We start from the raw sequence: 20,880 nt of genomic DNA, 5'->3' as shown, positions 1-20,880 counted from the left end.
CAGGCCATGAGGCCAGTTAATGTAAAACCTTAAAACAAGCGTTTCATCGGACTGATGGCCCTTTGCTCATTTTGTGAGTGCGTTCTCATTTGGAATCAGTACAATCGCCGCATTTGCCCCCCAGCGAGAATCAATACCAATAAGGGGGGCGTTCGCGAGAAGTCTCCATGCTCATCGGCAGCTATTCCCCTACTCTGGTCATCATTTCGCTCTGTGTAGCGATTCTCGCCTCATACACCGCACTCGACCTTACCGGACGCATTGCCACCGCCAAAGGCCGCGCCGTGCATTTGTGGACCGCGGGCGGGGCCGTTGCCATGGGCATCGGCATCTGGTCGATGCACTTTATCGGCATGCTCGCGTTCAAGTTGCCGATCGGCCTGGGGTACGACGGCGCCATCACCCTGTTGTCGCTGCTGATCGGCGTGCTCTCCAGCGGTTTTGCGCTGTGGCTGGTCAGCCAGCCGCAATTGCCGGCCTGGCAGCTGGCCTTTGGCGCGTTGGTCATGGGCGCCGGCATCAGCGCGATGCACTACACCGGCATGGCCGCCATGCGCATGCAGCCGGGCATCGACTACGACCCGACTCTGTTCGGCGCCTCGCTGCTGATCGCTGTCGGTGCTTCGGGCGCGGCATTGTGGATCGCTTTCCATCTACGCCGGCACACGCCTTATGTCCGTCTGATTCGTGGCGGTGCCGCGGTGATCATGGGCATCGCTATCGTCGGTATGCACTACACCGGGATGGCCGCCGCACGCTTTGCCGACGGCAGTTTTTGTGGCGCAGCGGTCAATGGATTGAGCGGCAATGGCCTGGACAACCTGGTGCTGATCACCACGTTGGCGGTGCTGAGCATCGCCTTGCTGACCTCGATCCTCGATGCACGCCTGGAGGCTCGTACCGCGAACCTGGCCCGGTCGCTGACTGAGGCCAACCGTGAGCTGACCCAACTGGCCCTGCACGACACCCTCACCGGGTTGCCGAACCGGACGTTGCTCGCCGATCGAATCGATCAGGCCATGTCGCGGGTCCGGGAACAGGGGGGGTGCTTTGCCCTGATGTTCATCGACCTGGACGGCTTCAAACCGGTCAACGATGCCTTCGGCCACCACATGGGTGATCTGCTGTTGCGCGAAGTGGCCGTGCGCCTGCGCGAAGAATTGCGCAGCCAGGACACCCTGGCGCGGATCGGCGGCGATGAGTTCGTGTTGCTGGTGCAATTGAGCGAACAGAACGACGCCTTGAACCTCGCGGCCCGTCAGGTCGGGTTGATCGCGCGCGCGTTCCGGGTTGCCGAACATGATTTGCACATTTCCGCCAGTGTCGGCATCGCGCTCTACCCGGGTAACGGGCAGTCCGCCCACGAATTGCTGATGAACGCCGACGCGGCGATGTATCACGCCAAGGGCGCGGGTAAAAACGGCTACAGCTTTTTCGATGCCTCGATGAACAGCAACGCCCGCAAACAGCTGCAATTGCTGCAGGACCTGCGCAATGCCGTGGAACAGCAGGAATTCAGCCTGCATTACCAGCCCAAGTTCGACGCCGCCAATGGCCGGCCAGTGGGCGCCGAGGCTTTGTTGCGCTGGGAGCACCCGACGCAAGGGATGCTGTTGCCGGATAAATTCATCGAAATGGCGGAAAAGACCGGACTGATCATTCCGATCGGCGAGTGGGTGCTCAACGAAGCGTGCCGCCAGATGCGCGAGTGGTACGTGCTGGGCTACACCGAGTGGCGCATCGCGGTGAACCTGTCGGCCATTCAGTTTTGCCATGCCGGGCTGGTCCAGAGCGTTGCCAAGGCGCTGGCGACGCACCATCTTCCGGCCAACAGCCTGACCCTGGAAATCACCGAAACCACCGCCATGAGCGATGCCGACGCGAGCATGACGGTGCTGCAGGAACTGTCGGAAATGGGCGTCGACCTGTCCATTGACGATTTTGGCACTGGCTATTCGAGTTTGATGTACCTCAAGCGCCTGCCGGCCAACGAGCTTAAGATCGACCGTGGTTTTGTCCGGGACCTGGAGCACGACAGCGACGACGCGGCCATCGTTTCGGCCATCGTCGCCCTTGGCCAGGCGCTGGGGCTGCGCATTGTCGCCGAAGGTGTGGAGACGGGAGTGCAGCAGGACTTCCTGACTCAACTCGGCTGCGATTCGTTGCAGGGTTACCTGCTGGGGCATCCTCTGCCCGCCGCAGGGTTCATGGTGGAAATCCATCGCGGGGAGCAATTGGTCGAGCAGTTGAAAGCCAGTACAGAGTTCGAGATGTCGATGACATGACAGCTGATGTGAAGCCATGCAAAAACCGTCAATGGCGGTTATTCTTGCCCCCGACCGCTTAAGCTTTGATTGGGGGAAAGCTCGCATGGACAAAGTCATCGTCATCACCGGCGGTAGCCGCGGCATTGGTGCCGCCACCGCTCTGTTGGCCGCCGCGCAGGGCTATCGGATCTGCATCAACTATCAGGCGGACGAACAGTCTGCACTCGCCGTGCTGGAGCAAGTCCGCGCCCTGGGAGCGCAAGCCATTGCGGTACGGGCCGATGTCAGCATCGAAGACGAAGTCATCGCGCTGTTCCATCGGGTCGACAGTGAACTGGGCCGGGTCACCGCACTGGTGAACAACGCCGGCACCGTCGGGCAGAAGTCCCGGGTCGATGAAATGTCCGAGTTCCGCATTCTCAAAATCATGAAAACCAACGTCCTGGCGCCGATCCTCTGTGCCAAGCACGCGATCTTGCGCATGTCGCCCAGGCACGGCGGGCAGGGCGGCAGCATCGTCAACGTATCATCGGTCGCCTCGCGCTTGGGATCACCCAACGAGTACGTCGACTACGCGGCCTCCAAGGGTGCGCTGGACACCTTCACCATCGGCCTGTCCAAGGAAGTGGCGGGTGAGGGGATTCGCGTCAACGCCGTGCGCCCCGGCTTCATCTATACCGATTTCCATGCCTTGAGCGGCGATCCGGATCGGGTCAGCAAGCTGGAATCGGCGATTCCGATGGCTCGGGGCGGGCGCCCGGATGAAGTGGCGGAGGCGATTGTCTGGTTGCTGTCGGACAAGGCTTCTTATGCGACCGGGACTTTTGTTGATCTTGGTGGTGGGCGTTAACTCCTGAGACAGGTGTTGTTTGCGCTGGCCTCATCGCGAGCAAGCTCGCTCCCACAGTGGATCTCCAGTGTTCACAGATATTGTGTACACCAATAAACCCTTGTGGGAGCGGGCTTGCTCGCGAAGGCGATAGTGCAGGCAACATCCAACCATCAGAACGACCGCACAATCCGCCCCAACGTCTCCATCGCCTTCTCCGAATCCTCGGTCCACGGGCTGCCGTAATTCAGCCGAATGCAATTTCTGAAGCGCTGGGTCGGTGAAAAGATCGGCCCCGGTGCAATGCTGATGCCTTGCGCCAATGCCATCTGGAACAACTTCAACGAATCCATCTGCTCCGGTAATTCCAGCCACAGAAAGTACCCGCCCGCCGGTTGGCTGACCCGCGTTTGCGCCGGGAAATACCGGGCGATGGCGGCGAGCATGGCGCTTTGCTGATCTTCCAGCGCGTGACGCAACTTGCGCAGGTGCCGGTCGTAACCACCGTGTTGCAGGTAATCGGCGATGGCGGCCTGGGCCGGCATCGAGGCGCACAGCGAAGTCATGAGTTTCAGCCGTTCGATTTTCTGTGCGTAACGCCCGGCGGCGACCCAGCCGATGCGGTAGCCGGGGGCCAGGCTCTTGGCGAACGAGCCGCAGTGCATCACCAGGCCTTCGGTATCAAAGGCCTTGGCCGGTTTCGGTGCTTGTTGGCCGTAATAGAGTTCGGCGTAGACATCGTCCTCGATTAGCGGCACCTGATGGCGCCGCAACAATTCCACAAGCTGCTGTTTCTTGGCCTCGGGCAGGGTCGCGCCCATGGGATTCTGGAAACTGGTCATGCACCAGCAGGCCTTGATCGGATGGCGCTCCAGGGTTTGTTCGAGCACGCCGAGGTCGATGCCGTCTCGCGGGTGCACGGGAATTTCCACGGCCTTGAGTTTCAGGCGTTCGAGCACTTGCAGGCAGGCGTAGAACGCCGGGGCTTCGATGGCCACCAGATCGCCAGGCTCCGTCACCGCCTGCAGACACAGGTTGAGGGCCTCCAGGGCACCGTTGGTGATCAGCAACTCTTCCATGGGCAACATCAGCCCGCCGACCATGTAACGCAGGGCGATTTGCCGACGCAGTTGCGGGTTACCCGGCGACATGTCGGTGACCACCATGCGAGGGTCCATCTCGCGGCTGGCGCTGGCCAGGGAACGGGACAAGCGTTGCAGGGGAAACAGCATCGGGCTGGGGAACGCCGAGCCGAAGGGCACGGTGTTCGGATCCTTGATCGAGTCGAGCACCGAGAACACCAGTTCGCTGACGTCGACTTCCGTGGACTCGTTGACCTCATTGCTGATCACCGGCTCGGAAAACGGTCGGGGTGCATGGGCGTTGACGAAATAGCCAGAGCGCGGACGTGCGCGGATCAGTCCACGACGTTCCAGCAGGTAGTAGGCCTGGAACACCGTGGACGGGCTGACGCCGTAGGTCTGGCTGGCATAGCGCACCGACGGCACCCGCTGGCCGGGACCCAGGACGCCGGAGCGGATCAGTTCTGCGATGTCGTCGGCGAATTTTTCGTAGCGTTTCATCGGTGTCCCGCAATGGAGTCGGTTCGATTAATTGTGGTGAGGGGGACCACAACTCACAAAGGTCAGCATCTTAAAGGCTCAGCGATTCATCGGCGCAACAAACCGGCTCTTCGCTACGCTGTAGACGCCGGGCTCATCGCTGTCGGCCACCTTGAAACCGATGCTCTGCGAACTGCTGGCTGGACGCTCCGTGAGCATCGCCACCGACACCGGCACATCGACAATCTCGCCCGGCGCCAGGCTGAATTCGGTCCTGCCCTGCAACTGGAAATCATCGGCATCCACCAGGCTCAATTGATAGTCCTGACGCTGCTGGGTTTTGTTGATCACCTTCAGACTGTAGATGTTTTCGATCTGCCCCTGGCTGTTCTCGCGGAACAGGCCCCGGTCCTTGCTGACGTCGAGGGACACCATCGGCCGTTCCACCAGCGCCATCACCAGGGCTGCGATCATTACCAGCAGCACGGCGGTGTAGCCGATAAGGCGCGGACGCAACAGGTGTGTCTTGCCACCCTGCAACTGATGCTCGGACGTGTAGCTGATCAATCCTGGGGCGTAGCCCATTTTGTCCATGATCGAATCGCAGGCGTCGATGCAGGCGGCGCAACCGATGCATTCCATCTGCAGGCCATCGCGAATGTCGATGCCGGTCGGGCAGACCTGTACGCACAGTTGGCAATCGATGCAGTCGCCCAAACCGACCTCGACGGGTTTGACCTCGCGTTTGCGCGGGCCACGGTTTTCGCCTCGGGCCACGTCGTAGGAAATGGTCAGGGTGTCCTTGTCGAACATCACGCTCTGGAACCGCGCGTAGGGGCACATGTGCATGCACACCGCTTCACGCAGCCAACCGGCATTGATGTACGTGGCACCGGTAAAAAACAGCACCCAGAACAGGCTGACGCCACTCATCTGGAAGGTCAGCAGCTCTTCGGCCAATGGCCGGATCGGCGTGAAGTAGCCGACGAACGTCAGGCCGGTCATCAGGCTGATGGCCAGCCATAAGGTGTGCTTGGCCGAGCGACGCATCAGCTTGTTCAGGCCCCACGGCGCGGCTTGCAACTTGATCCGCTGGTTGCGTTCGCCTTCGGTGATCTTCTCGCACCACATGAAGATCCAGGTCCACGAACTTTGTGGGCAGGTGTAGCCGCACCAGACCCGTCCCGCGAACACGGTGATCGCAAACAGACCGAACGCGGCAATGATCAACAACGCCGAGAGCAGGATGAAATCCTGCGGCCAGAAGGTCGCGCCGAAGATATGGAACTTGCTTTCGGACAGGTCCCAGAGCACCGCCTGGCGGCCGCCCCAGTTCAACCACACGGTGCCGAAAAACAGCACAAACAGAAAACCGGCGCCGCTGATGCGCAGGTTGCGGAACAGCCCGGTGAAGCTGCGGGTGTGGATCTGGTTGTCGCTGGCTTTGACCTTCATCTTTGGACGCGAAGGCTCGAATGTTTCTACGGTTCGGACGGGGATTCTCTCGCTCATGGTCTTTCGCTCATCAGCCTCCATCAGGCATGAGCACTATGAGCGGCGATCTGTTTGCATAACAGACTCAGGTATTGCATTAAAAAGCGGATCAGATGGCTGTGTTTGCTCAGCCTGCGACAACTTGAAGCAGCCGCCGCTGCCGGGCCCATGGGCCTTTCCAAAACAGCGGCGGCAAGTGCGGATCAATCCCGGTCAAATCACCGAACCACTGTCGGTGGCTTTCAAATGCCGGCGTCCATCCACCGCGCCTGCCTGTCAGGTATTCACCCTGTCCGCGGAGGTTGTTTCACAGCCTGATTCCGGCTCGTTGCTCTTTGTTTCCGAGAGTTCGTGCTGGCTGTAGTCAATTTCACCGTGCAGCAGATGATTCTCCAGATCCCTGATGATTGAGCTTCTGGTTGATTGTTTTGAGGGGTTGCGTTCGGCTTCGAAGCAAAGAAGTTCGTAGTTGAATATTTTCAAAGGAAGGCCAGCCGTCGATTGGTCGTTCACGGTAGAGCGCGTGGTGCTGTGCGCCAGCTCGGTCTGCGAATTCGTTGACGCTGGGAAAAATCGTTTTCATGGCTGGCCACGCTCAAGGCTGACGGAGTGATGGCTATATAAGGCGGAGGGTGTAAGTTTCGTAAAGTGTCGGACGGGCAGGATTGCTGCTTTAGGATCGGTACTACGCGTTCTTGGGAAGAGTCATTCATTTTTCATAATCGTCCCTGCTTTCGACGCGGGAACGATCAACTGTCTTCATTGCGGATTCACAATCACCGGAGGCATTGTCGTTGGCGGTTCTTCCCTTGGCGGCTGGGTCGTGCAGGGAATGGATTGTTCATTGTTCAAGCCTGCGGTGGCACATGGCGTGAGTCGTGCTTAAGTAGGTGGACTGGTTGGTTGACCGCAGCGCGTAGGACTTGATTCCGGTAACTGTCGATGAAACTTTCCCGGCGGCTGTCGCTCGGAACCTAAGTGAGTGCATCCCGGGGCGGATCGCCCGGCGGGGTGGCGACCAGACACAAGCGCGTCCATGGGGCGTAAGGAGAGAGGCTCGATGACGGCTGAAAAACCGACTGAGTTGAGCTACAACCCGCACATGCCGCTGTCGCAGGCGTTGTTGCTGCCGCGTATCGTCATTGAAAACATCATGCCGACCCTTGAAGGCGGACAGTTCGCGGTCAAGGCCGTGGTGGGACAGGACGTGGTGGTGACGGCCAAAGTCTTCGCCGACGGGCATGACAAGCTGGCGGTTCGTGTGCGCTGGCGGGCCGAAGACCAGGACGTCTGGCAAAGCGCGGGCATGAACGACCTGGGCAACAACGGTTGGCAAGGGCAGTTCCGTGTCGACAGCCAGGGCCCTTATCTGTTCTGTATCGAAGCCTGGATCGATCAGTTCGCCAGTTTTTGCCATGAGCTGGAAAAGAAGCATGCGGCGGCGGTGCCCGTCAGCCTGGAATTGCAGGAAGGGCGGATTCATGTGCAACAAGCCGCCGAACGCAGCGAAGGGCAACTCAGCGAGCAACTGGTAGCCTTGCACCATGAACTGTCAGGGTTGCTTGAAACCGAGCAGATTGCACTGTTTTTGCACCCGCGTAGCGCCGACCTCATGGCCCAAGTCGATCATCGTGCCTACCTGAGTCTGAGCCCGGAGTACCCGGTGGATGTGGAGCGCGAGCTGGCGCAGTTCGCCAGTTGGTATGAATTGTTCCCGCGTTCGATCACCGACAGTCCGGCCCGCCACGGCACCTTCAATGACGTGCATTCGCGGCTGGCGATGATCCATGACATGGGCTTCGACGTGCTGTATTTCCCGCCGATCCACCCGATCGGGCGCAGCTACCGCAAGGGCCCGAACAACTCACTGACGGCGGGCCCCGATGATCCGGGCAGCCCCTATGCGATTGGCAGCGAGGAGGGCGGGCACGAGGCGATTCACTCGCAATTGGGCACCCGCGAAGACTTCCGCCGACTGGTGGCGGCCGCCGCGGCCCATGGCCTGGAAATCGCTCTGGATTTTGCCATCCAGTGCTCCCAGGACCATCCATGGCTCAAGCAACACCCGGGCTGGTTCAACTGGCGGCCGGACGGCACGATCAAATACGCGGAGAACCCACCGAAGAAATACCAGGACATCGTCAACGTCGACTTCTATACCCCTGAGGCGATTCCGAGCCTGTGGGTGGAACTGCGGGACATCGTGGTCGGCTGGGTAGAAGAGGGCGTGAAGATCTTTCGCGTCGATAACCCGCACACCAAGCCGTTGCCGTTCTGGCAATGGTTGATCGCCGATGTACGGGCGTTGTACCCCGAGGTGATCTTCCTCGCCGAAGCCTTTACCACCCCAGCCATGATGGCGCGCCTTGGCAAAGTCGGTTATTCCCAGAGCTATACCTATTTCACCTGGCGCAACACCAAGGCCGAGCTGGCGACCTACTTCACTGAACTCAACGAGTCGCCGTGGCGCGAATGCTACCGGCCGAATTTTTTCGTCAATACACCGGACATCAACCCGGCGTTCCTCCACGAATCCGGGCGCCCCGGGTTTCTCATCCGCGCCGTGCTGGCGACCATGGGCTCGGGCCTGTGGGGCATGTACTCAGGTTTCGAGTTGTGCGAGTCAGCACCAGTGCCAGGCAAGGAGGAATACCTCGATTCCGAGAAGTACGAAATCCGCTCCAGGGACTTCAATGCGCCGGGCAACATCATTGCCGAGATCGCCCAACTCAACCGTATCCGTCGGCAGAACCCGGCGTTGCACACGCATCTGGGCCTGAAGGTCTACAACGCCTGGAACGACAACATTCTGTACTTCGGCAAGCGCAGCGCCGATGGAGGTAATTTCATTCTGGTGGCGGTCAGTCTCGATCCGCACAACGTGCAGGAGGCGAACTTCGAGTTGCCGTTGTGGGAAATGGGCTTGCCGGACTACGCCAGCACCCTGGGCGAAGACTTGATGAATGGCCATCGCTGGACCTGGCATGGCAAGCAGCAATTCATGCGGATCGACCCGGCGTATCAGCCGTTCGGGATTTGGAGAATTACCGCCTCTTGAGAACACCGCAGGGGATTCTCAGCCTGTGGCCAAGATGAATTCACCAGGAGTTTCACATGGCGAAGAAACCCAAGGCAGCCACGTTCATCAAGGACCCGCTCTGGTACAAGGACGCGGTGATCTATCAAGTTCACGTCAAATCGTATTTCGACTCCAACAACGACGGGATTGGCGACTTTCCCGGCCTCATCGCCAAGCTCGACTACATCGCCGACCTGGGCGTCAACACCATCTGGCTATTGCCGTTCTATCCCTCGCCACGGCGTGACGACGGTTATGACATCGCCGAGTACCGCGGCGTACACAGTGACTACGGCACCATGGCCGATGCCAGGCGTTTCATTGCCGAGGCGCACAAACGCGGCCTGCGGGTGATCACCGAGCTGGTCATCAACCACACCTCCGACCAGCACCCGTGGTTCCAGCGGGCGCGCAAGGCCAAACCCGGATCGGCGGCACGGGACTTCTACGTGTGGTCCGATGACGATCAGAAATACGACGGCACCCGCATCATTTTCCTCGATACAGAGAAGTCCAACTGGACCTGGGACCCGGTCGCCGGCCAATACTTCTGGCACCGTTTCTACTCCCACCAGCCGGACCTGAACTTCGATAACCCGCAGGTCATGAAAGCGGTGCTGTCGGTGATGCGTTACTGGCTCGACATGGGCATCGACGGCTTGCGCCTGGACGCTATTCCCTACCTGATCGAGCGCGACGGCACCAACAACGAGAACCTGCCGGAAACCCACGACGTCCTGAAAAAGATACGCGCCGAAATCGACGCCAACTACCCCGACCGCATGCTGCTGGCCGAGGCCAATCAGTGGCCGGAAGACACCCAGTTGTACTTCGGCGACACCGACAAGAAAGGCCTGAACGGCGACGAATGCCACATGGCCTTTCACTTCCCGTTGATGCCGCGCATGTACATGGCGCTGGCCCAGGAAGATCGCTTCCCGATTACCGACATTCTGCGCCAAACCCCGGATATACCCGCCAACTGCCAATGGGCAATCTTCCTGCGCAACCACGATGAGCTGACCCTGGAGATGGTCACCGATAAGGAACGCGACTACCTATGGAATTACTACGCCGCCGACCGCCGCGCGCGGATCAACCTGGGGATTCGTCGACGTCTGGCGCCGCTGATGGAGCGCGACCGCCGCCGGGTCGAGCTGCTCAACAGCCTGCTGCTGTCCATGCCCGGCACGCCAACCCTGTACTACGGCGATGAGATCGGCATGGGCGACAACATCTACCTCGGCGACCGCGACGGTGTGCGTACGCCGATGCAATGGTCCATCGACCGCAACGGCGGTTTCTCCCGCGCCGACCCGGCGAGCCTGGTGCTGCCGCCGATCATGGACCCGCAATATGGCTACCTGTCGGTCAACGTCGAAACCCAGGCCGGCGACCCGCATTCGCTGCTCAACTGGACCCGGCGCCTGCTCGCCGTGCGCAAGCAATCCAAGGCCTTCGGGCGCGGTACGTTGAAGATGCTGTCGCCGAGCAATCGGCGGATTCTGGCCTACACCCGCGAATTCACCGGGGTGGACGGCAAGCACGAAGTCATTCTGTGCGTGGCCAACGTGTCGCGCAGTGCCCAGGCCGCCGAGCTGGACCTGTCGTCCTACGTCGGCATGGTGCCGGTGGAAATGCTCGGGGGTAACGCGTTCCCGCCCATCGGCCAGCTGAATTTCCTCCTGACGCTGGCGCCTTTCGGCTTCTACTGGTTCGGCCTCGCCGCGGAAAACCAGATGCCGAGCTGGCACGTGGAGCCCGCACAGAGTCTGCCGGACTTCACCACGCTGGTGCTGAAAAAACGCATGGAAGAACTGCTTGAAGCGCCGTCACGCACCACGCTGGAGCAAAGCATCCTGCCCAACTGGCTGCAGAACCGCCGCTGGTTCGCCGGCAAGGACGCCGCCATTGAACAGGTCGATCTGGTCTATGGCGTGCGGTTCGGCGATCCGCAACACCCGGTGTTGTTCAGCGAGATCAATGTCACCAGCGCTGGCCAGAGCAGCCGCTATCAGTTGCCGTTCGGCTTTATCTCGGAGGATCAGGTCGGTACTCCGTTGCCGCAGCAATTGGCATTGTCGCGGGTACGGCGCGGACGCCAGGTCGGCCTGATCACCGATGCCTTCAGCCTGGACACCTTTGTGCATGCCGTATTGCAGGGCATTCAGGCCGGTACCGTATTAGCCTCCAGCGACGGCGACATTCGCTTCGAGTCCACCGCGGAGCTGGAAAAACTCGGCCTCAATGCCGAGTCGACGGTACGTTACCTGTCCGCCGAGCAGTCCAACAGCTCGGTGGTGATCGGCAACAGCCTGGTGCTGAAGCTGATCCGCAAGGTCGCCTGCGGTGTGCACCCTGAGCTGGAAATGAGTGCGTACCTGACCGCAGCCGGGTTCAGCAATATTTCGCCATTGCTGGGGGCCGTGGTGCGCCGGGACGGGGCGGGTGAAGACAATTTGCTGATGATCGCCCAAGGCTATCTGAGCAATCAGGGCGATGCTTGGGAATGGACCCAGAACAACCTCGAACGGGCGCTTCGCGATGAGCTGGCCGACGCCGTGTCCGAGCAAGAACAACATTACAACGCGCTAGGCGAACTGAAAGATTTCGCCGCTATGCTCGGTCAGCGCCTGGGGGAAATGCACCGGGTGCTGGCGGCGCCGAGTGCCAACCCGGACTTCTTGCCCCAGGTCACCACGCAGAAAGAGGCGCTGGCCTCGGCCAGGGATGTCGCGGCGCAAATCGAGCACGCGCTGAACTTGCTCAAGCAGCATAAGAATCAACTGAACCCGGCGGACCAGACCCTGGTCGGCCGTTTACTGGACAACAGGAAAGCCATCCTCGGCCATGTACAAGCGTTGGGCAAAAAGACTGCGGGCGGTTTGCGCATTCGTGTGCACGGCGACCTGCATCTGGGGCAGGTGCTGGTGATCAAGGGCGATGCCTACCTGATCGACTTCGAAGGCGAACCGGCCCGGCCATTGCATGAACGACGGGGCAAACACAGCCCCTATAAGGATGTGAGCGGCGTGCTGCGCTCTTTCGATTACGCGGCGGCGATGGCGATCAATGTGCAAAGCGTCGACAACACAGCGACGGCCGATGCCGCGCGCTTGCGGGTCACCGATCGCTACTTGAGCGAGGCGCGGCAAGCATTTGTCGACGCTTATCGGCTGGCGGCAGCTAGTCTTGCCCATGCATGGCAAGATCCCGAAGGCGAGGATGCCGCGCTGGCGTTGTTCGGTCTGGAGAAGGCGGCGTATGAAGTGGCCTATGAGGCGGAAAATCGCCCCACCTGGTTGCCCGTGCCGTTGCACGGTTTATATGGATTATTGAGTGGGCTTAAACCCTTTTCCGATCTTGGTGGAGAGTAGTCATGAGTGTCTCGAACAAGGAACAGGGTCATCACAAAGAAGCGCTGCTGCCCAGGGCGCGGGATATCGATGCATTGGTGCGCGCCGAGCATATTGATCCTTTCGCCATTCTCGGTCCCCACGCTGATGGTGCCGGCGGGCAATTCATTCGCGCGTATCTGCCGGGCGCCCTGAGTGTGCAGGTACTGGCCAGGGACTCCGGCGAAGAGCTGGGTCATCTTGAAGCCACGGAGACCCCGGGTTTGTTCGTCGGCCATTTCCAGCGTGCACAAGCGTACCTGCTACGCACCCGTTGGGCCGGCGGTGAGCAAACCGCAGAAGACCCTTACAGCTTCGGCCCGTTGTTGGGCGAAATGGATTTGTACCTGTTTGCCGAAGGCAATCACCGCGACCTCAGCGGGTGCCTGGGGGCGCAACTGAAAACCGTGGACGGCGTCGACGGCGTGCGTTTCGCGGTGTGGGCACCGAATGCCCGGCGAGTGTCGGTGGTCGGTGATTTCAACGTCTGGGACGGGCGCCGGCATCCGATGCGCCTGCGTCATCCCACCGGAGTCTGGGAATTGTTCATCCCGGGCCTGCAAGCCGGGGACACCTACAAATACGAGATTCTCGGCGCCCACGGCATCCTGCCGTTGAAGGCCGATCCCGTGGCGCTGGCTACCAGCCTGCCACCGGACACCGCCTCGAAAGTCGCCTCACCCTTGAACATCGACTGGCAGGACCAGGACTGGATGATGTCCCGGGGTGACCGCCATCGGGTGACGGCGCCGTTGTCGATCTACGAATTGCACGCCGGCTCGTGGCAATGCGAGCTGGACGACTTGGGTGAAGTGGCCCGCCAGTACACCTGGCCCGAATTGACCGAGCGGCTGATTCCCTATGTCAAAGACCTGGGCTTCACCCACATCGAACTGATGCCGATCATGGAGCATCCGTTCGGCGGTTCGTGGGGCTATCAGTTGCTGTCGCAATTCGCGCCGAGTGCGCGCTATGGCACGCCGGACCAGTTCGCCGCGTTCATCAACGCCTGCCACCAGGCCGAACTCGGGGTGATTCTCGATTGGGTGCCGGCGCATTTCCCCACCGATACCCACGGCCTGGCCCAGTTCGACGGCACGGCGCTGTACGAGTACGGCAACCCCCAGGAAGGTTTCCATCAGGACTGGGACACGCTGATCTACAACCTGGGGCGCACCGAAGTGCACGGCTACATGCTGGCGTCGGCGCTGCACTGGCTCAAGCATTTCCATGTCGATGGCCTGCGGGTCGATGCGGTGGCCTCGATGCTGTACCGCGACTACTCGCGCAAGGCCGGCGAGTGGGTGCCGAACCGCCATGGCGGGCGGGAGAATCTGGAAGCCATCGACTTCCTGCGCCACCTCAATGACGTGGTCGCCCTCGAAGCACCCGGTGCCTTGGTGATCGCCGAAGAATCCACCGCATGGCCGGGCGTCAGCCAGGGCACGCAACAGGGCGGCCTGGGCTTTGCCTACAAATGGAACATGGGCTGGATGCACGATTCGCTGCATTACATCCAGCAGGACCCGGTGTACCGCGCCCATCACCACAACGAGCTGAGCTTCGGCCTGGTGTATGCGTGGTCCGAGCGCTTCATCCTGCCGATCTCCCACGATGAAGTGGTACACGGCAAACACTCGCTGATCGACAAGATGCCCGGTGACCGCTGGCAGAAATTCGCCAACCTGCGGGCCTACCTGAGTTTCATGTGGGCGCATCCGGGCAAGAAGCTGTTGTTCATGGGCTGCGAGTTCGGCCAGTGGCGCGAGTGGAACCATGACCAGCAACTGGACTGGTATCTGTTGCAATACCCCGAGCACAAGGGCGTGCAGAAACTGGTGACCGACCTCAACCGCTTGTACCGCGAAGAGCCAGCGCTGCATGAGCAGGACGATGTGCCCCAGGGTTTCCAATGGCTGATCGGCGATGACGCGATCAATAGCGTTTATGCGTGGTTGCGCTGGAGCAAGGACGGCGAGCCGGTGCTGGTGGTGGCCAACTTTACGCCAGTGCCACGGGAAGCTTATCGCGTCGGGGTGCCGTTTGCCGGGCAGTGGAACGAGGTGCTCAACAGCGACTCGTCCATCTATGCCGGTTCCAACTACGGCAACAGTGGCGGGGCGGTTGCCGAGGAGACGCCGAGCCATGGCCAGGCGTTGTCGCTGGTGCTGAATCTGCCGCCGTTGGCGGTGTTGATGTTAAGGCCGCAAGGCTGATCCGAAGTCGGCGGTGCTGCCTTTCGCGAGCAGGCTCGCTCCCACACTGAATGGATGTGGGAGCGAGCCTGCTCGCGAAGGGGCCAACCTGACCGATGTTCCTTCACCAACGCATCCGTATACCCAGGCTGCCAATCAACCCGTTCAAGTCATTGTCGTCCACGTCGCTGCTGTAGTCAGCGCTGACGTACAGGCTCACCGACGGCGTCACCCGGGCCACCAGGCCCAGACCCAGTTCGACGGTCGAGGATTTGCGGCTGCTGCTGATCTTGTCGACCTGGTCGAGGGTGACGGTGTTGCCGGTGTAAACCGTGTGCCACAAGTTGGTCCGCACATAAGGTTCGACTGGCAAGCCGCTGATATTGTAACTGCCTTGCAAGCGCGCACCGACCCGGCCACTCCACGAGTTCAGGTCAGTTGAAGAGGCGTTGCCGGATCCGGCATACGGGGCGTCAAGGCTGATGCGCTGATTGATCAACTGTGCCTGGGGCTCAAACACCCAGTTGTCGCCCAGGCCGATGGGGAAGCCACCTTCCACCGACAGCGTCACCGCATGGCCCTCGGTGGCTTGCCGGGCTCCTTTCTCATTGCGGCTGAAGCCGCTGACCCGGCCACCGCTGGCGGTCAAGTCGACGTACCAGCCTTGTGGTCCGGTCAGGCTCCAGTAGGCGCCGAGGCTTTGCCCCTGGAGGTTGAGCCTGTCGCTGCCGGGATCGGCCATTGCCGGGGTGATCGGTGCACCGTGGTTGTTGAGCTGGTACTGATTCGTGCTACCGATTAGACCGACCCTTTGCGTATGGCCGCTGGCGCTTTGCAGGGTGAGGATCGCCGGGCCTTTGAGTGCGTTGGTGCCGGGGACGGCCAGACTTTGGGAAAGATAATCGGTTTGTGCCTGGCGAGAAGGCTGGCCGTAGAGTTGGTCCCAGGCCGTGGGTGCGGCGTCTTCGGTGGTCAGGCTGGAGCTGCGTAGATCGGGATGAGCACTGAATTGACCGGGATAGGTTACGGCGACGGTAGACAAACTCAGTATCGGGATGTCCTGGCGATACCACGGGGTTGTTTCCTGCTCATCGCTGGCGGCCAGTATTTCCATGGAGGAACACAGCAGGAGTGAACTCGACACCGTGCAAAAAGTGACTTTGATCTCTTGTGGGGTGAGTGAAATGTTCATGGAGATCTACCTTGCGGTCGCATGAGGTATCTCGCTCTGGCGTCTCTCCTACCCCGAATGAGGGGCGGCCGAATGGACTAGGGGCGTCACGGGCTGCCCGTTTTTACGGGTGCCTGAGGCTGGTCCTGGTGTTGATTCCGGGGGTAGTAAGGTGAAGTCAAGAAGACCGCAACGGTCGAGTCAAGAAGATCGCCGATAAGTGGTAACGGTTTAAGTGATTGATTTATGACGTGCCCATAAGTGCTTATTTGTTCGAAGAATCGTCAAAAAAACCTGTGGTTCAGAGATGCACTTCCACCGCCAGCGGCAAATGGTCAGACAGGTGCGTCCAAGGCTTGTTTCCCAGTATTTGCGGTTTGTGGCTGCTGGCGTTGCGCAGGTAGACGCGGTCCAGGCGCAGCAAGGGAAACCGTGCGGGGTAGGTTTTGGCCGGACGGCCAAGGTGGCGTTCGAAGGCTTCGTGCAAGTAGTCGCGGCGGGCAAGGGTGGCATTGCCCTGCATCTGCCAGTCGTTGAAGTCGCCGGCAATGATCACCGGCGCATCATCCGGCAAGGATTCGAGGAGCTGACAGAGCAACTGCAACTGCAGCTGACGATGACTTTCCAGCAGGCTGAGGTGAACGCAGATCGCATGCACTTCGCGATGCCCCGGCACGTCCAGCACGCAGTGCAGCAAGCCGCGGCGTTCCGGGCCGGTAATGGAAACATCCAGGTTTCGATACTCGCGGATCGGGTATTTCGACAGCAGGGCATTGCCATGGTGACCGTCGGGATAGACGGCATTGCGCCCATAGGCGAAATCGCTCCACATACTGTCGGCAAGGAATTCATATTGCGAGGTTTGTGGCCAATCGTTGTGGCGGGAGGAGTGGCGATCGTGCTCGCCGACGACTTCTTGCAGAAACACCAGGTCTGCCGACGTACTGCGCACCGCTTCACGCAATTCAGGAAGGATGAAGCGCCGGTTGAGAGCGGTAAAACCCTTATTGGTGTTAACCGTCAGCACGCGAAGCCGATGAATCGCCGGGGGCGTGTTCAAGGGTGTCGATTCGGCTGCCTGCCGTTTTGAATGACTGGCCACTTGCACTCCTCTGACTCAGGGCTGCTTATGTATGCGACTGATGTGACGGCAGTCAGTTCAGTCCGATGGGCTGAGCCGAACCGATAATCGATGATTTCATACCAACACGATTTCATAAGGCAAACGGATACGCTCCAGCAACGGCCGGGGCAGCAACGGCGCGAGGCCGATGGCCGGTTCGCCGTCCAGTTGGCTGGCGTAGGCATGGGTGGCGTGGCTCTTGCGGGCGACGGTCCAGGTATCGAGGCGCACCTTACGGGCACGGTGCCAGGGAATCAGCTCCCGGTCCCGTGCCGGCCAGTGCCAGGCCCAGAACGGTACGTCGTTGTAGGTTGCCCCTACATTGGCCGCCGCCCTGGCGCTGGCGCGGCCAACGGTGTCGTGGTCGACGTTGCCGTCCTCGCGCCAGGTGCTGAACACCACATCACCGGGGCGCAGGTAGCGCGTGATGAATTGGGCGATCTGATCTTCGTGCTCCACCAGCGCGTTGTCGGTAAACCCGCCACGAATCCACTTCAGGCTGTGCATCGGCAAACCGAGCCGGCGAATGGCTTCGACGCTTTCCTGGGGACGAAATACGCTGAGGCGTTTTTCCGACCACTGCCGAGAGCCCGGATGGCTGGCGCTGCCGTCGGTGATCGAGATCAATTGCAGCGGGTGGCCGAGATTGCTGAGCAACTGCAGCAGGCCACCGCAGGTCACGACTTCATCGCCGGGGTGTGGGGCAATGAGCACTGCGCGTGCGCCGATGGGCACAAGCGACTGGGTACTGATGACCGGAATGCTGTCCAGTTGCGGGGCGCTGTTCCAGATCTGTGATGGCAGACTGGCTTCGCTCAGGGAAACGGGTTTCATGGTGGATACGTCCTTGTTCTGCGTCGCCTTCAGTCGTGCATCGGACAAGCCCGGCAGACCCGTGAGGGCTCGTTGATAGCGGTGCGACAAGCCAAACCCTGGATTGCCGCGAATCGAGTATTGCTCATGTAACGCTATTCGTCGCGTCGCGAACCTGCCCGGAATGATTTTTCCGCTCTGCGGTGTTGCGGCCAAAACTGGTTGTAGGTTTTTTTACTCTTCTTCCTCATGCTGCAACTCGAACAGCAGCAATGAGCGGCCGGTGACCGAGTACTCGTGGCCAAACTCGAAGCGTTCCTGGCCGTGGATCGATGGCTGGTTGGTGTCGATCATGCACGTCCAGAAACCGCCGTCAGGCACTTCCGGCAGCCGGAAATTGACGATGTCGTGATGCGCGTTGACCACCAGCATCAACGTCGCGTCGATGCCTTTGCGGCGAATGCCGGTTTCCTGGGCGCGGCCATCGAGCAGCATGCCCAGGCAACGATTGTGCGCATCGTGCCAATGCTTGGTGGTCATTTGCGTGCCGTCCGGCGCCAACCAGGTCACGTCCTTGACGCCGATGTCCTCGTTGTAATTACCCACCAGGAAACGCCCTCGCCGCAGGACTGGGTAGGTCAGGCGCAACTTGATCAGGCGTTTGACGAACTTGAGCAGGGCCTTGCCGTCTTCGCTCAAGTCCCAGTTGACCCAGCCGATCTCGCTGTCCTGGCAGTACGCATTGTTGTTGCCGTCCTGGGTGCGGGCGAACTCGTCGCCGGCCACCAGCATCGGCGTGCCTTGGGCCAGCAGCAGGGTGGCGAAGAAATTGCGCATCTGCCGATGGCGCAGCGCATTGATCTCGGGATCGTCGGTCGGGCCTTCGACGCCGTGGTTCCACGACAGGTTGTTGTTGCTGCCGTCCTGATTGTCTTCGTCGTTGGCTTCGTTGTGCTTGTCGTTGTATGACACCAGGTCGTTGAGGGTGAAACCGTCATGGGCGGTGACGAAATTGACCGATGAGTAAGGCCGCCGACCACGTTGATTGAACATCTCCCCCGAAGCGGTCAGGCGGCTGGCAAAGTCCGCCAGTTGGCCGTCGTCGCCTTTCCAGAAGGCGCGCACGGTGTCGCGAAACTTGTCGTTCCACTCGACCCAGCCCGGCGGAAAGTTGCCGACCTGATAACCGCCGGGGCCGCAGTCCCAGGGTTCGGCGATCAGTTTGACCTGGCGCAGCACCGGGTCCTGGCGGCAGGCCACGAGGAAGCTGTGGCGTTCGTCGAATCCGTCGTGATAACGCCCCAGAATGGTCGCCAGGTCGAAGCGGAAGCCGTCCACGTGCATTTCCGAGGCCCAGTAGCGCAGGGAGTCGGTGACCATTTGCAGCACGCACGGGTGGCTCAGGTCCAGTGTGTTGCCAGTGCCGGAATCGTTGATATAGAAGCGCTTGTCATCGGGCTTGAGGCGGTAGTAGGACGCGTTGTCGATGCCGCGCATGGACAGGGTCGGGCCTTGCTCGTTGCCCTCGGCGGTGTGGTTGTAGACCACGTCGAGGATCACCTCCAGATTGGCTTCGTGCAGGTGCGCGACCATTTCCTTGAATTCGGCAATCTTGCCGCTGGCCAGGTAACGCGGGTCGGGGGCGAAGAACGCAATGCTGTTGTAGCCCCAATAATTGGTCATGCCCTTGTGCAGCAAATGCTGGTCGTTGACGAAAGCGTGGATCGGCAGCAGCTCCACGGTCGACACGCCGAGTTTGCGGATGTGCTCCACCACATCATCGACCATCAACCCGGCAAAGGTGCCGCGCAGGTTTTCGGGGACGGCAGGGTGACGCATGCTGAAGCCGCGCACGTGGGTTTCGTAGATGATCGTCTTGTCCCACGGCACGCTGACACGATGATCGTGGCCCCAGGTGTGCGCCGGGTCGATAACCTTGCATTTGGGCACGAAGGGCGCGCTGTCCCGTTCATCGAAGCTGAGGTCGGCGTCGGGGTGGCCGATGGTGTAGCCGAACAGGGCTTCGGACCATTTCAGTTTGCCGACCAGTTGTTTGGCGTAGGGGTCGATCAGCAGTTTGTTGGGATTGAAGCGATGGCCGTTGGCCGGGTCGTACGGACCGTAGACGCGATAGCCGTAGATCAACCCGGGATGGGCGTCGGGCAAGTAGCCGTGGTAGATCTCGTCGGTGTACTCAGGCAGTTCAATGCGTTCGAGTTCCACTTCGCCGGCGTCGTCGAACAGGCACAGTTCAACCCTGGTGGCGTGGGCGGAAAACAGGGCGAAGTTGACGCCCAGGCCATCCCAGGTGGCCCCCAGCGGAAAGGGCAGGCCTTCGCGGATTCGTGTTGTTTCGGCACGAGGGGTTGGCGCGGCGGCTTTCTTTGGACTGGTCATAGGTATTCCTTTAAGCGGCGGCAACCTGTAGGAGCCAGCTTGCTCCGGGCGGCGTTCCGACGAAAACGGTGTGTCAGGCAACATCAATGCTGGAAGTGATGGCCTCTTCGCGGGCAAGCCCGCTCCCACAGGGACCTGTGAGTTGCCACAGATTGCTGTTACACCACCAAACACTGTGGGAGCGGCGGTGCGGCGGTCCGACTTGCCCGCGAAGGGGCCTCAAGACATATTCAAACCGCTGGCGGTTTTCGCGGCGCCCGGGGCTTTTTCTCGACGGCCTTTTCCCCCGGCGGGATCACCTTCGAAGCCGCCGCCGGTTTGGCCTTGGTTTTTGGTGCGGCGACCTTGGCATCGCCAGCCTTGCCATTGGCCGTTTTGCTGACCGGGGTTTTGCTAGTGGCTGCCTTGGCCGGTTTTTTCGGGGCCAGGGCTTCGGCTTCCGCCAGTTTGCACGCCATCTCCCAATGGCGGGCTTCCTGGCCTTCGGGTTTTCCTTCGGATTCCCAGATCTGATAGGCGAATTCGCGGATGCGTTTATCGTCGGTACTCATCGTA

At 60.6% G+C, this 20,880-nt stretch carries 13 protein-coding genes; 5 read left to right on the top strand and 8 right to left on the bottom strand.

All coding sequences use genetic code 11. The annotated features are described in order from the left end of the window. The first annotated feature begins 167 nt into the window (after positions 1-167). Together VC35_RS00640 and VC35_RS00635 are read left to right on the top strand one after the other, a co-directional pair. Positions 168-2,285 (top strand): putative bifunctional diguanylate cyclase/phosphodiesterase, encoded by a 2,118-nt coding sequence (locus VC35_RS00640; protein WP_046037130.1) that lies wholly within the window; start codon positions 168-170, stop codon positions 2,283-2,285. A gap of 85 nt (positions 2,286-2,370) precedes the next feature. After that, entirely contained in the window at positions 2,371-3,117 is a 747-nt protein-coding gene (locus VC35_RS00635; RefSeq protein WP_046037129.1) for an SDR family oxidoreductase, read from the top strand. A 152-nt stretch (positions 3,118-3,269) separates the two neighbouring features. On the opposite strand, the gene mapR is transcribed toward VC35_RS00635, so the two are convergent. The 3 genes from mapR to VC35_RS29395 form a co-directional block, all read right to left on the bottom strand. Then, positions 3,270-4,679, bottom strand: a complete 1,410-nt coding sequence (mapR, locus tag VC35_RS00630) for a GntR family transcriptional regulator MpaR (protein WP_046037127.1) — start codon at positions 4,677-4,679, stop codon at positions 3,270-3,272. A 78-nt stretch (positions 4,680-4,757) separates the two neighbouring features. Next, entirely contained in the window at positions 4,758-6,170 is a 1,413-nt protein-coding gene (gene ccoG, locus VC35_RS00625) for a cytochrome c oxidase accessory protein CcoG (RefSeq protein WP_046037126.1), read from the bottom strand. A 258-nt stretch (positions 6,171-6,428) separates the two neighbouring features. Continuing rightward, positions 6,429-6,665, bottom strand: a complete 237-nt coding sequence (locus VC35_RS29395) for a hypothetical protein (RefSeq protein ID WP_185754722.1) — start codon at positions 6,663-6,665, stop codon at positions 6,429-6,431. Between the two features lie 547 nt (positions 6,666-7,212). Here VC35_RS29395 and VC35_RS00620 point away from each other — a divergent pair. Genes VC35_RS00620 through glgB form a run of 3 tightly spaced genes read left to right on the top strand, consistent with a single transcriptional unit; the run spans position 7,213 to position 14,842 of the window. After that, a complete protein-coding gene (locus VC35_RS00620) occupies positions 7,213-9,210 on the top strand; it encodes an alpha-1,4-glucan--maltose-1-phosphate maltosyltransferase (protein ID WP_046037124.1) in 1,998 nt (665 codons plus the stop codon). 56 nt (positions 9,211-9,266) lie between these two features. Beyond that, positions 9,267-12,608: a maltose alpha-D-glucosyltransferase gene (treS, locus tag VC35_RS00615; protein WP_046037122.1), complete on the top strand. Its 3,342-nt coding sequence runs from the start codon at positions 9,267-9,269 to the stop codon at positions 12,606-12,608. Positions 12,609-12,610: 2 nt separating this feature from the next. Further along, the gene (glgB, locus tag VC35_RS00610; RefSeq protein WP_046037121.1) at positions 12,611-14,842 is read left to right on the top strand and encodes a 1,4-alpha-glucan branching protein GlgB; all 2,232 of its coding nucleotides are present in this window, start codon (positions 12,611-12,613) and stop codon (positions 14,840-14,842) included. A 103-nt stretch (positions 14,843-14,945) separates the two neighbouring features. Here the strand turns inward: glgB and VC35_RS00605 are convergent, their stop codons facing one another. From VC35_RS00605 to VC35_RS00585, 5 genes are all read right to left on the bottom strand, one after another. Then, positions 14,946-16,013: an autotransporter domain-containing protein gene (locus VC35_RS00605; protein WP_046037120.1), complete on the bottom strand. Its 1,068-nt coding sequence runs from the start codon at positions 16,011-16,013 to the stop codon at positions 14,946-14,948. Positions 16,014-16,293: 280 nt separating this feature from the next. Then, a complete protein-coding gene (locus VC35_RS00600) occupies positions 16,294-17,094 on the bottom strand; it encodes an endonuclease/exonuclease/phosphatase family protein (RefSeq protein WP_046037118.1) in 801 nt (266 codons plus the stop codon). A gap of 96 nt (positions 17,095-17,190) precedes the next feature. Further along, positions 17,191-17,949: a PIG-L deacetylase family protein gene (locus VC35_RS00595; protein WP_046037117.1), complete on the bottom strand. Its 759-nt coding sequence runs from the start codon at positions 17,947-17,949 to the stop codon at positions 17,191-17,193. A gap of 213 nt (positions 17,950-18,162) precedes the next feature. Beyond that, the gene (glgX, locus tag VC35_RS00590) at positions 18,163-20,325 is read right to left on the bottom strand and encodes a glycogen debranching protein GlgX (protein WP_046037115.1); all 2,163 of its coding nucleotides are present in this window, start codon (positions 20,323-20,325) and stop codon (positions 18,163-18,165) included. Between the two features lie 230 nt (positions 20,326-20,555). Further along, the gene (locus VC35_RS00585; RefSeq protein ID WP_046037113.1) at positions 20,556-20,876 is read right to left on the bottom strand and encodes a DUF2934 domain-containing protein; all 321 of its coding nucleotides are present in this window, start codon (positions 20,874-20,876) and stop codon (positions 20,556-20,558) included. Between the last annotated feature and the right edge of the window lie 4 nt (positions 20,877-20,880).

This window comes from Pseudomonas fluorescens, from assembly GCF_000967965.1.
Lineage (GTDB): Bacteria > Pseudomonadota > Gammaproteobacteria > Pseudomonadales > Pseudomonadaceae > Aquipseudomonas > Aquipseudomonas grandcourensis.
The sequence above is the reverse complement of the archived record's forward strand: the minus strand, read 5'-3'. Positions and strand labels throughout refer to the sequence as shown.